12 protein-coding genes are annotated in these 12,428 nt (G+C 56.1%); 7 read left to right on the top strand and 5 right to left on the bottom strand.

The window, feature by feature from the left end; genetic code table 11:
* Nucleotides 1-278: 278 nt before the first annotated feature.
* Nucleotides 279-1,646 (top strand): nucleotide 5'-monophosphate nucleosidase PpnN, encoded by a 1,368-nt coding sequence (gene ppnN, locus O5O45_RS22775; RefSeq protein WP_305901626.1) that lies wholly within the window; start codon nt 279-281, stop codon nt 1,644-1,646.
* Nucleotides 1,647-1,961: 315 nt separating this feature from the next.
* On the opposite strand, the gene O5O45_RS22780 is transcribed toward ppnN, so the two are convergent.
* The 3 genes from O5O45_RS22780 to O5O45_RS22785 form a co-directional block, all read right to left on the bottom strand.
* Entirely contained in the window at nt 1,962-2,318 is a 357-nt protein-coding gene (locus tag O5O45_RS22780; RefSeq protein WP_305901627.1) for a helix-turn-helix domain-containing protein, read from the bottom strand.
* Nucleotides 2,242-2,568, bottom strand: a complete 327-nt coding sequence (locus tag O5O45_RS32040; protein WP_371747871.1) for an AraC family ligand binding domain-containing protein — start codon at nt 2,566-2,568, stop codon at nt 2,242-2,244. The genes O5O45_RS22780 and O5O45_RS32040 overlap by 77 nt, the downstream gene beginning before the upstream one ends.
* 198 nt (nt 2,569-2,766) lie before the next feature.
* The gene (locus O5O45_RS22785) at nt 2,767-3,090 is read right to left on the bottom strand and encodes a c-type cytochrome (RefSeq protein ID WP_305901628.1); all 324 of its coding nucleotides are present in this window, start codon (nt 3,088-3,090) and stop codon (nt 2,767-2,769) included.
* Nucleotides 3,091-3,389: 299 nt separating this feature from the next.
* Here O5O45_RS22785 and hemH point away from each other — a divergent pair, with 299 nt between their 5' ends.
* Nucleotides 3,390-4,391, top strand: a complete 1,002-nt coding sequence (hemH, locus tag O5O45_RS22790) for a ferrochelatase (protein WP_305901629.1) — start codon at nt 3,390-3,392, stop codon at nt 4,389-4,391.
* Nucleotides 4,392-4,407: 16 nt separating this feature from the next.
* Here the strand turns inward: hemH and O5O45_RS22795 are convergent, their stop codons facing one another.
* Nucleotides 4,408-6,054 carry a tetratricopeptide repeat-containing response regulator gene (locus tag O5O45_RS22795; RefSeq protein ID WP_305901630.1) on the bottom strand — a complete coding sequence of 549 codons (1,647 nt, stop codon included), beginning with the start codon at nt 6,052-6,054 and terminating at the stop codon, nt 4,408-4,410.
* Between the two features lie 123 nt (nt 6,055-6,177).
* Nucleotides 6,178-6,933 (bottom strand): ElyC/SanA/YdcF family protein, encoded by a 756-nt coding sequence (locus O5O45_RS22800; RefSeq protein WP_305901631.1) that lies wholly within the window; start codon nt 6,931-6,933, stop codon nt 6,178-6,180.
* A gap of 239 nt (nt 6,934-7,172) precedes the next feature.
* Between O5O45_RS22800 and O5O45_RS22805 the strand changes: the two genes are divergently transcribed.
* The 5 genes from O5O45_RS22805 (at nt 7,173) to O5O45_RS22825 (ending at nt 12,401) form a co-directional block, all read left to right on the top strand.
* Nucleotides 7,173-7,346 (top strand): hypothetical protein, encoded by a 174-nt coding sequence (locus tag O5O45_RS22805; protein ID WP_305901632.1) that lies wholly within the window; start codon nt 7,173-7,175, stop codon nt 7,344-7,346.
* A gap of 413 nt (nt 7,347-7,759) precedes the next feature.
* Nucleotides 7,760-9,256: a CoA-acylating methylmalonate-semialdehyde dehydrogenase gene (locus O5O45_RS22810; RefSeq protein WP_305901633.1), complete on the top strand. Its 1,497-nt coding sequence runs from the start codon at nt 7,760-7,762 to the stop codon at nt 9,254-9,256.
* A 38-nt stretch (nt 9,257-9,294) separates the two neighbouring features.
* The gene (locus tag O5O45_RS22815; RefSeq protein WP_305901634.1) at nt 9,295-10,455 is read left to right on the top strand and encodes an acyl-CoA dehydrogenase family protein; all 1,161 of its coding nucleotides are present in this window, start codon (nt 9,295-9,297) and stop codon (nt 10,453-10,455) included.
* Nucleotides 10,455-11,237, top strand: coding sequence for an enoyl-CoA hydratase (locus tag O5O45_RS22820; protein WP_216738836.1), 783 nt, complete (start codon nt 10,455-10,457; stop codon nt 11,235-11,237). The genes O5O45_RS22815 and O5O45_RS22820 overlap by 1 nt, the downstream gene beginning before the upstream one ends.
* 42 nt (nt 11,238-11,279) lie before the next feature.
* Nucleotides 11,280-12,401, top strand: a complete 1,122-nt coding sequence (locus tag O5O45_RS22825) for an enoyl-CoA hydratase/isomerase family protein (protein ID WP_305901635.1) — start codon at nt 11,280-11,282, stop codon at nt 12,399-12,401.
* Nucleotides 12,402-12,428 lie beyond the last annotated feature (27 nt).

Raw genomic sequence — 12,428 nt, forward strand, 5'->3', positions numbered from 1 at the left:
GGAGTGATAGCCAACTTCGCCCAGACGACTTACTATTTAGACTCCATCCGGAAAACCCGCTTACCTGCGCCGCCCCGGTCATCCTTGCATAACCCTGCTCCCGGATGGGCTCTTATAAATGATAACAATAGCAGATTAGGCTTTATTGGCATTGCAGCGTCGCCACCGTCACGCATGCACCGCCGTCAGGCTCTGGCTTGCTCCCACAGCCGTCCGCCGGAATCGGAACCGCTGGCCTCGCCGGCAAGTAGAAGTATTAGAAAAGGAAAGATATAGATATGAGTAACAAAATAACCGCACGCATCGCCCCGGAAGGCAGCCTCGATCTGGTCTCACAACACGAAGTCAATCTGTTGAAGGACCGTAGCAATCGCGGCGTGTATCGCCTGTTCCGGCAATGCGCCCTGGCCGTATTGAACTGCGGCAACGAGTCCGACGATCCCAACACCATTCTGGCTGAATTCGCCGATTTCGATATCCAGCTGATCCAACAGGCCCGCGGCATCAAGCTGGAGGTGATTAATGCGCCCCACAATGCTTTCGTCGACGGCAAGATGATCAAGGGGATACAAGAGCACCTCTACGCCGTGCTGCGCGACATCATTTACGCCAACAACGTGCTGTCTCACAACACGCAGCTGAATCTGAACAACGGCGAGGACATCACCAACTTTATTTTTCATATGTTGCGGAACGCCGGCGTATTGATTCCCCGCCGTTATCCCAACATCGTCGTGTGCTGGGGCGGCCACTCCATCAGCCGGGACGAGTATGACTTCACCAAAGAGGTCGGACACTCCCTGGGTCTGCGTGGGCTGGATATCTGCACTGGATGCGGCCCTGGCGCCATGAAGGGACCAATGAAAGGCGCCACCATCGCCCACGCCAAACAGCGTATTCAAAGCGGACGTTATATCGGTCTGACCGAGCCTGGCATCATCGCCGCCGAGTCGCCGAACCCCATCGTTAACGAACTGGTGATTTTACCGGATATCGAAAAACGCCTGGAAGCTTTTGTGCGTCTGGGCCACGGCATCGTGGTCTTCCCAGGCGGCGCTGGCACGGCGGAGGAGATTCTTTACTTGTTGGGCATTCTGCTCAATCCCGAGAACGACTCGCTGCCCTTCCCAGTGATTTTCGCCGGGGCCAAGAAAAACGAAGAGTACTTCGGTCAGATCAACGAGTTTATCGGACTGACATTGGGCAAAGCCGCTCAGCGTCGCTACCGCATCATTATCGACGACCCTGAGCTGGTCGCGCTGGAAATGAAGAAAGGCATCCAAGACGTCACCTATCATCGCAAAGGGTCCAGCGACGCTTACTATTACAACTGGCTGTTGAAGGTTCAGCCTGAGTTCCAGCACCCTTTCCAGCCCACTCATGAGAGCATGCGCGCGCTGGCGCTGCACCGGGAGCAACCGATCCACGATCTGGCGGCGAACTTGCGCCGGGCGTTTTCCGGCATTGTCTCCGGCAATGTCAAGGAAGAGGGCGTGCAACTGGTGGAGCGTCTGGGACCATTCGAAATCAGCGGCGACAAAACCATCGTCGGCGCTTTCGGATCGTTGCTGGAGTCTTTCGTGAAGCAACAGCGGATGAAGTTGCCGGGCAGCAAATACGTGCCCAGCTATCGTATTGTGGACTAACGTCAGTTCCTTTGCGTACGACTGAAAAGACTGGCGGCGATACGCCGCCAGTTGTTGGGATTTACGCGTCCTGCAGCCAACGCGCCGCATCCAGCGCGTGATAGCTGATAATCATATCCCCGCCCGTTTCATACTTATTAATCAGGCAGACAAATAGCTTCCTTCTATTTGTCTGAAACGACAGAGCCTGCACATGTCAGGCCCTGTCTCCCTGATAGGCTTTCCTTCAACCCGGCCATCCTACGCCTGTGCAGCCCGCCCTACTTCCTGAGAGAAGCCAATGTTTACGCCGAACCGGACAAGCCCAACAAAAAGTCAGCTTTCTGATTGGCGCTGAAAGTAGAGACTGGGAGCGACACCCATAATGCGCCGAAACATAGCGGAAAAGGCGCCCGGTGTTTCGTAACCGAGATCGGCAGCGATCAGCGTCACCGGGTCACCGGTAGCGAGCCGGGGAATGGCGTTAAGCACGGCGACTTGCTGACGCCAGTATTGGTAGGACACTCCCAGCTCATTGCGAAACAAGCGGGACAGCGTACATTCGGACGCGCCGATCGCCATCGACCAATCTTTCAGTTCGCGCGGATCGTCCGGATTAGCCAGGATAGCCCGGCATAGATTCTGTAGCCGGGAGTCGCGGGTGGCCACGGGCGCGCATGCCATGCTCCACATTAGGCGGCATCCACACCGCCCGCTGCGGGGGTACCAGCCATATTCCTTCGTCTGTGATCAGCTCCATCACTCCTGAGGTGGCGAAAATAAGCTGGCAACACTCGTGTTTATGCGGCGTAACCCGATATCCACTGGAAAATTCACGGGACCTGGCGACGATAGGTCGCTCGCCCTTGATAGGCATATATTCTCCGGAATCAAAATCGGCTGCCGTCGCATCGGCCTGCTGTCTGACTGTCTGTTCTGTCATAACGCCCTGTTTTAACTCCTTTAGCAGCGATAATCAGCGTAACGGGGCTAATAATCCATGGCGTAAAGACAAGCTCAAGAAAGGAAAGCTCCTCGAACTATTAAAATATATGGGAGGATGACGGGAAAACGGCGAAAAACTGGAATTGGGGAGCAGGACAAGCGCAGCCGTTGATCCGCGGCTGCGCGAACGTTTGGTTTACTTCAAACTGGAGTAATACGCCGCCAAATTGGCGATATCATCGTCAGACAACGCCGCCGCCTGACCTTGCATGATAACCGCCTGGCCGCCATTGCGGTTTTTGCTGCGATAGGCTTTCAAAGCCTCCGCCAGATACTGCTCATTCTGGCCCGCCAAGTGGGGATAAGTTGGGATAACGGCTTTTCCATCCGCGCCGTGGCAAGCCGCGCAGACGGCGGACTTGGCTTTGCCCGCAGCGGCGTCCGCCGCTTGCGCGGAAACGGAAAGCGCTATGGATGCCATACCGGCCAGGATTAGAGGGACTTTCTTGGCTACTCTCATCAGTATTTCTCCTTCTTGGAGTGTTGGAATTTTTGTCAAGCCTTTATAGCATAGGTCGCTCGCCGCCCACCAGCCGCCAAAAACTTATGCTTATGCGGTTGCCTGGACGCTGGAAATGATCCGTCCACGCACGGGAAGCGTAGACACATTTCGTTCTGCGAACGCGCTATAATTCAACGCCATACGCTCGGGATCGCAATTGTAAATAGTCAAACTGCGCGCTTGCATTGACCCATTGCAGTTTTCAAAGCGTTCTCCCGTTATAAAATTAATGTCCCTTAGCTGGAATGCCTATCTGAATGATCATTAGTCCCGATAACACCCGGAGCGCCGTGCTGCTTGTCAACCTGGGCACGCCGGACGCCCCAGACGCACCCTCCATACGCCGTTACCTGAAGCAGTTCCTCAGCGATCCCAGAGTGATCGAAGTCCCGCGCCTGATCTGGTGGGCGGTGCTGAATCTGGTCATTCTCCGCCTGCGTCCCAGAAAGCTCATTCCCAACTATCGCAAGATCTGGACGCCGAAGGGCTCGCCGATCAAAACCATCACGCAACAACAGGCCTGCGGACTACAAAACGCACTGGGGCAAGAACTGGGCGCCCGTGTGCTGGTGGATTTCGCCATGACCTATGGCGCGCCGTCCCTGCCGGACAAGCTCGCAGCGCTGCAACGCCAAGGCATAGAGAAAGTCCTGGTGCTGCCCTTGTATCCGCAATATTCCGCCACCACCACCGCCGCCAGTTTTGACGCGCTGGCTCAGGCCCTGGCGAAGATGCGCGACATTCCAGAGCTTCGCTTCGTGAAGCGCTACCACAATCATCCCGCCTATATCTCTTCTCTGGTGGACAGCGTGCGCGCCCACTGGCGGGTGAGAGGACGTCAGGGCAAATTATTGTTTTCCTTTCACGGACTGCCCAAAGCCTATGTGGAAAAGGGCGACCCTTACCGCCGTGATGCGGAAGAGACCGCCCAGGCCGTGGCGAGAGCGTTGAAGCTGGATGAATCGCAATGGCTGATGAGCTTTCAATCCAGGGTTGGAACAGCTGAGTGGCTGAAGCCTTACACCGACGCCACCGTTACAGAACTGGGCGCGAACGGCTGCGAAGCCTTGGACGTTATTTGCCCCGGCTTCTCCGCAGATTGCCTGGAGACGCTGGAAGAGATCGAAGAAGAAAACCGGGGGTTGTATGAACAGGCTGGCGGCAAGGACTTCCATTACATCCCCGCCTTAAATGCAGAGCCGGAGCATATCGAACTGTTACAGGAGCTCTGTGAACAACACTTACGAGGTTGGATCTGACCGGAGCGACCGCCTGTTATCCGGCGCTTTGCGCCTGGACGCCGCCATGGGTTCCCTCGAACTTACTGCGCAGATGTTGAAAGCGGGGGTATTGTTTGTGGGTTGTCTTGATATGCACAATCCGGTCAAAACAGGCGGCGCAGGCTCTGCGCGCCGCACCATCTCCCGGAGATAAACTCAGCTGCTTCAACAACACCTGAGCCAGATTCAGATTTAAAGCCGGATGTCTGGCGGAATACTCCAGCGCCTCGTTAAAGGCCGCGACAGCGCCTTTAAGGTCTTCCTGTTCGGCCAGCTTAATCCCCTGTTTGTTCAACTCCGCCGCTTTTTGGCGCGCCGCCGGACTGACCGGCTCGTCACGCATTTCCTCAATTCGTTTTTGCAGCTCCGGCTCGTCGCCGTGCATCAATGACAGTTGCGACAGGATGAACTCCGCCTCCAGATCTTTGCCACTGGCCAGCAGCACCTGGGCGTATTCCATGACCCGTGAGCTTGGCAGGTTGAACCCAACCGATTGATACAGGGTTTCCGCATTCGCCAACCGCTCGTCTCGCTCCTCTTCATGCTTCAGCATGCAACAGGCCTTCGCCGCCACCACTTCATATTGAAAACGAGCGGCGTCGTTCATGACAAACCGCTCGTCCACATTGCGCAGGACTTCAAAGGTTTCCTGCAGCGCTGCTTCACGCATGACTTTTGGCTGAGCGCCAGCGCGTTCACAGAGGCTGCGGGAAAATCCCAGATGATTATCGAGCCGGTCGAAGATGCTTTTGCGTCCCAACTCAACAGCATTACGAAACGCCTCCACCGCGCAGTCCACATCCTGATTTTCCCAGGCGATATCCCCCAGTCTGGCATGCCTGAGGATGGCCGTCGGCGATAAACTCACCGCATCCACCAGCCATTCCTGTGCTTCTTTACCCCGATGCGTATCCACCAGCACGCGCGCCAGCAAGTCATAGGCCACCAGACAGTTTGGAGCCGCCGCCACCACCTTGCGCAATAATTCTTCCGCCAGATCGTAGTCCGCCTGAGCGATATAGACTCTGGCCACCCCCACCTGCGCCCAAATCAGCGTGCGCTCAGACAGTACCTGTTGATACACCCGCAAAGCCTCGTTGAGCGCGCCAGTCTGGAAATACAGCTCCGCCACGGTTTTTTCGCACCAGCGCAAGTACTTGCTGCCACGGGCGATTTTTTCTTCGCAGCGGGAAATGGCTTCGCTCCAGCGCTCCATATCGATGGCGTGCTTCAGCTCATATAACACCTCATTGTCCACCAGCAGGTTATCCAAACGCTGTTTCAGAACATCGGAGGTGATCGGCTTGTTGATGTAGGCGTCAGGTTGATGATCAATGGCCGCGAGCACCATTTCCCGGGTGGTTTCCGCCGACATCATGACAAACAGGGAGGTATAACGCAGAATCTTGCGCTCCCGCAGCTCTTCCAGAACATGCTGGCCATTTCTGCCCGAGAGCTGGTAGTCGCAGATAACGACGTCGAACAGTCCATGCTCGCACTTGTTGATAGCCTCATCGCCATCCGCCGCCATATCTATGAACCAGGCTCCGAATGATTTCAGCATTTTCTCCAGAGCCAGACGCAATTGAGTATTGCCGTCCACTATCAGGAAGCGTGCGTTGCGATATTCCCTGTTAAACATCAGTCTTCAGCTCAGTTTGAAATCTAGTAGGAAGCGTGCGTCAACTTCTTCGAAGCGAGAATGATTTAAGCATAGCATCGCCGCCACAGAGCGTCGGGGGACTCGCCCGTTTTTTGATCCATTTCAACTAATGCTTGCGACCAGGTTAGCCCACAATGCGCCTAAATATTCGTGCCAGGCCTTCTGTGTCGCGGCGAGTCCGCCGAGAGCCGGCCGAAAGCGTCGCCAGTCCAGTTCCCGATGATGTTTGATGGTATGTCCTGTGGGCGCCGGAACGGGATGCAGCCCCACACCTTCAAATAACTGCATCGCTCGGGGCATATGGTAAGCCGAGGTCACCAGCGCGAAAGGCTGATCCCCCATTCGCGCCTGCGCCGCCAGGGCCTCTTCATGGGTATCCCGAGGATCTTCCTGCAGATCAATCCGTTCACGGGGAAAACCCAGTGACTCCGCCAACCTCGCGTAAGCTTCCGCATTGGAGAGAGGGTCCGTACGCGCATAGCCGGACACCAGCAGCCTCGCCTCCGGATTAAGCAGGGCCACGCGCACGCCTTCAATAATGCGATAAATCGCATCCCCCTCTATATAACTTGTAATAGGAAGACTCGGATCGGACTCATGATAACCGCCCAGCACCACGACATAGCGCACTTCTTGACCGGCGTAGGGCGGGTACTGGCTTTCCAGCGGCTCCATCACTTTGTCAGCAAACCACGGAGTGCTGATGGTGAGCAGTCCCAGCCAAACAACGCCGAGCATGCCCAGCGCCAATTTTCGTCTGCGCCCCCTGATCAGCATCATTAGCGCAATAAATGAGAGCAACAGAGCGAGAGGCAAGGGCATCGCCCAATAGCTAACAAACTTTTTCAATAAAAACATAAACTTGCAACTTTTCCCGGTGGACATAAAAACGCCAACAAGACCAAGCTTTGCACAATTTGACAAAGCTGCGCCTTGAACCGCTGGCTCTAATTGGTTATTCTGCGGCCGCTTTTTCGAACAGCCGTTTACTCCTTGAGAACGTTAAATTTTCACTAACACACAGGAGGAAAGCTTTGGTTAGCTCGATGCAGTCAGTGCGCTAACCAAAGTTTTCATCTTAAATCTCGGGAGAAACCATGTTATTGGAAGCGCCTATCGAATCAACTCTAGCTGCGGCCCTGACGTTGTTCGGCATAACCTATACTGTTCGCACCGTCCTTAATCACATGATCAAGCGCGCGCAGGAAAAGCGCGACGCAGCCACCGTCGAAGCGGAAGACACAGGAGCCTCCTCCACCGCTGACGCCTGATCGGACATTCGTCCAGATTACACAAGCAACTGACTCCATGTCAGTTGCTGCCCTTACCTATCCAAACCACCTCGTCACTCTCAAATACAACCGCTTGGGAACTCTAAAAACTTAACAGCGTTTACTCGCATACTCCGGGCCCCTCGCGCTATCGCCGCTTTCATAAAACGTTTCTTGGCTATTCCGTTTTACGCCCACAGCCACAAGATTTTCTCTTTTTAAATAGCGCATTTACGTTACCTCTTGGCGGTTATGGCTAATTCCCGTGGTGGATTCTGCAATGCCGTTGCGCCGCCATAAGGTCTAGAATGGCCCTATGCGAGCCAAGGCTCAGAGCGTAGAGGAAGACAGTGTGACATCTTCCAGAGCAGGCTCATTCTATCCATAAAAATAAGATTACAAGGAGTCCCAAAATGCAAACCAGGGTCCCGTTATATATAGATGGCTCATTTACGGAAAGCGCAGCCACACGCCATATTCCAAACCTGAATCCGGCCACCCAGTTGAATCTGGCCGACACTCCCTGCGCCACCCCGGACGAGGTTAATCGGGCGGTGGCCAGCGCCAAACAGGCTTTCGAAACCTGGAAAGACGTTCCGGTCATCGACAGGGCGCGCCTGATGATGAAGTTCGTGCATCTTCTCAAGCAGAATCAGGACGAAATCGCCGAAATTCTAAGTCAGGAAACCGGCAAGATCTTCGCCGACGCCAAAGGCGATGTCTGGCGCGGCATCGAAGTTGTCGAGCATGCCTGTAACATTCCCTCGATGATGATGGGCGAAACTGTTGAGAACGTAGCGCGGGATATCGACACCAGTTCTTATATGCACCCGCTTGGCGTTTGCGCCGGCATCACGCCGTTCAATTTCCCGGCGATGATCCCCTTATGGATGTTTCCCATGGCGCTGGCCTGCGGCAACACCTTCGTGCTCAAGCCCTCTGAGCAGGATCCGCTCACTCCCATGCGCATCGCGCAACTGTTTGACGAAGCGGGCTTTCCCAAGGGCGTACTGCAAGTTCTACACGGCGATCGCGAACAAGTGGACATGCTGCTGACGCATCCAGATATCAAAGCCATTTCCTTTGTCGGCTCAGCGCCCGTCGGGCAGCATATCTATCGCACCGGCACGCAGCATTTGAAGCGAGTGCAATGTATGACCGGCGCCAAGAACCACATGGTCATCATGCCGGATGCGGACAAGAAACAGGTCATCTCGCATCTGACCGGCGCCTCGGTCGGCGCAGCAGGACAGCGCTGCATGGCTATCTCCGTGGCGGTATTCGTAGGCGAGTCCGCACAGTGGCTGGACGAACTTAAAGACTCCATGGCGGAAGTGAAGCCCGGGGCCTGGAACGACGAAGCCGCAGGCTACGGCCCGCTGATCAGTCGCGGCTCCAGAGATCGCGTATTGGGGCTGCTCGCCAAGGGCAAAGAGGAAGGCGCTCAGTGTCTTCTCGACGGCTCCAGCTTCACTCACCCGGATTTCCCGGAAGGCAACTGGGTAGGACCGACGCTGTTCAGCAAGGTCACACCGGACATGACGATCTATCGTGAGGAAATCTTCGGCCCAGTATTGCTCGCCATGCAGGTGGACACCATTGACGACGCCCTCAAGCTGATCAATGACAATCCTTACGGCAACGGCGTCTCGCTGTTCACCAACTCCGGCGGCGCTGCGCGCCACTTCCAGCGCAATGTGCAAGTGGGACAGGTTGGCATCAACATCCCTATCCCCGTGCCTCTCCCCTTCTTCTCCTTCACCGGCTGGCGCAACTCTTTCTACGGCGACCAGCATGCCTACGGCAAACAGGCGGTGCGTTTCTATACCGAGACCAAAACCGTTATCAGCCGTTGGTTCCACCATGGCGAAGAAGTGCAAGGTCCGAACCTGACCATTCAAATGCGGTAAGGATACGGTGATAGGCAACTGTTAAGAGTGTATGTATCGTGAATTTTGAACTATCCGAACAGCAAATTGCTTTCCGCGACAGCGCCCGCGCCTTCGCCGAGAAAGAACTGGCGCCTTTCGCCGCCGAATGGGACGCCACCGCTCACTTTCCTGTGGACACGATCCGCAAAGCGGGCGAAATGGGCTTTTTGTCCCTGTACACCCCAGAAGAATGGGGCGGCCTGGGCCTCCCTCGTCTGGACAGCTCGATCATTTTCGAAGAGCTGGCACGCGGCTGCACCTCCACCACGGCTTACCTGACCATTCACAACATGGCCACCTGGATGATCGCCAGCTTCGGCCATGATGAATTGCGTCAGACCTGGTTGCCCAAGCTGGTCTCCGGCGAACTGCTGGCGTCCTACTGTCTCACCGAGCCCAACGCCGGCTCTGACGCCGCATCCCTGCGCACGTCGGCGAAGAAGGACGGCTCCGATTACGTCATCAACGGCTCCAAGATGTTTATTTCCGGCGCCGGCAGCACTGACGTATTGGTGGTGATGGCCCGCACCGGCGAGCCCGGCGCCAAAGGCGTGTCCGCTCTGGTTGTGCCCGCTGACGCCCCAGGGGTCACTTACGGTCGCAAGGAAGACAAGATGGGCTGGAACAGCCAGCCCACACGCGCCATTACGTTCGATAATGTGCGTGTTCCGCAGACCAATCGCCTGGGCGCGGAAGGCGAAGGCTTCAAGTTTGCGATGATGGGGCTCGACGGCGGTCGCATTAATATCGCAACTTGCTCCATCGGCACCGCCCAGGCGGCGCTGGAAACCGCACAGCGTTATATGCAGGAACGGGAGCAGTTCGGACGTAAGCTGTCCGACTTTCAGGCGCTGCAGTTCAAACTGGCGGATATGGCCACGGAACTAGTGGCGGCCCGGCAGATGGTGCGACTCGCTGCGTTCAAGCTGGACTCCAAACACCCGGAAGCCTCCACCTATAGCGCCATGGCCAAACGCTTCGCTACGGATGCAGGGTTCAAGGTCTGCAATGACGCATTGCAAATCCATGGCGGCTATGGCTACATCAAGGAGTATCCACTGGAGCGCTTCGTTCGCGACAGTCGGGTGCACCAGATTTTGGAGGGAACCAACGAAATCATGCGCGTCATCATTGCACGCCGCCTACTCCTCGAACACGCCATGGAGGCGATTCGCTAATGACAGGCACAGAGAAACTTCAACTTGAAATCATTGAGCGCACCGCCGTGCTCACAATCGCCAACCCGCCTGCTAATACCTGGGATGAAACCAGTCTGCCGGCGCTCAAGGCGTTGATTCAGCAACTCAACGACAACAAAGACGTCTATGCGCTGGTGATCACCGGGCAAGGTGAAAAATTCTTCTCCGCTGGCGCCGACCTGAACTTGTTCTCCGACGGCGACAAGGCCAGAGCGCGCCACATGGCGCGTATCTTTGGTGAAGCATTCGAAACTTTATCCAACTACCGCGGTGTATCCATCGCCGCAATCAACGGCTACGCCATGGGCGGCGGCTTGGAGTGCGCGCTCGCCTGCGACCTGCGCATCGCCGAAACTCATGCGCAAATGGCGCTACCCGAAGCCAGCGTTGGCCTGCTGCCCTGCGCGGGAGGCACACAGAATCTACCCTGGCTGGTCGGCGAAGGCTGGGCGAAGCGCATGATATTGATGGGCGAGCGAGTCAACGCGGAAACCGCGCTTAATATCGGGCTGGTGGAAGCAGTCGTAGAAAAAGGCGCCGCCCGCGAGACCGCACTGGCCTGGGCGGAGAAAGTCGCGCGTCAGAGTCCTCCCGCAGTGCGCGCCTGCAAGGAACTGATTCAATCCGCCCGCAGCGCCCCTCAGCGTATGGGCCTGCCGGTCGAAAGAGAACTATTTGTGGATCTGTTTGATACGGAAGACCAGAAAGAAGGTGTAAACGCCTTTCTTGGAAAACGCTCGCCGCAATGGAAAAACCGCTAAAAGGCGACTCCTGACAATGTTGAATAGATGGAAGAGAGTGGAATGAGCGAAAAACCTGTTTTATTTGAAGAACGCGAATGCAGCGATGGTCACCGCATCGGCGTGATCACCCTGAACGTGGAGAAATCGCTCAACGCGTTGAAGCTGGGCATGATCGAGTCGATGTACAGCGTCATGCAGGAATGGCGACTGGACGACAAAATCGTCGCGGTATTTATGCAGGGAGCGGGCGATAAAGCCTTCTGCGCCGGCGGCGATATTGTGCAGATGTATGATTCCATGTGCGACGCAGGCGAAGGCCCGCCCGCTTATGCAGAAGAGTTCTTCACGCGGGAATATCGTCTCGACTACCTCATCCATGTTTATCCTAAACCTGTCGTCTGCTGGGGCAACGGCATAGTCATGGGCGGCGGTTTGGGACTGATGGCCGGCGCAAGTCACCGTATTGTCACGGAGTCTTCCCGTATCGCCATGCCTGAAGTCACCATAGGACTCTTTCCTGATGTCGGCGGCACCTGGTTCCTCAACCGCATGCCCGACGGCGCAGGCCTTTATCTGGGCTTAACCGGGGCCGCCTGTAACGCCGCTGATGCGCTTGAGCTGGGTTGGGCCGACGGCTTTTTACCCCATGCGCAAAAGGAAGCCTTTCTACAAGCGCTGACCCGAACCTCCTGGAGCAGCCCTGAAAGTAACCATACCCGCGTCACGCAACTGCTGCGCTCCTGGAATGAGCAGCATCAGTCGCAACGTCCGGGCGGTCAAGTGGCGCAGCATCGCGCCATGATCAAGCAGGTTACCCAGGGCGATTCCGTCACTCAGGTGGTGGACGCCATTCTGAACTACCCCACCGTGGATGAATGGGTCGGCAAAGCGCAGAAGTCTCTGCGTAATGGCTGCCCGACTACGGCGCATCTTGTGTGGCGACAAATTCGCGAGGGCGGCGGACTGAGTCTGCCTGATGTCTTTAAACGTGAACTGATCATGGCGGTGCAGTGTGCGATGCACCCCGAGTTCCGCGAAGGCGTGCGAGCCCTGCTCATAGATAAAGATTTCAAGCCGCAATGGCGTTATCCGTCATTTGCGGACGTTCCGGAAGCGTGGGTGGATGAATTCTTCTCTTCCCCCTGGGAAATCAATCCTTTACATGACTTAGCAGTACTGTAAGGACAGGTAACGGTCCCGGACCTTCAA

This window comes from Hahella sp. HNIBRBA332, assembly GCF_030719035.1.
Lineage (GTDB): Bacteria > Pseudomonadota > Gammaproteobacteria > Pseudomonadales > Oleiphilaceae > Hahella.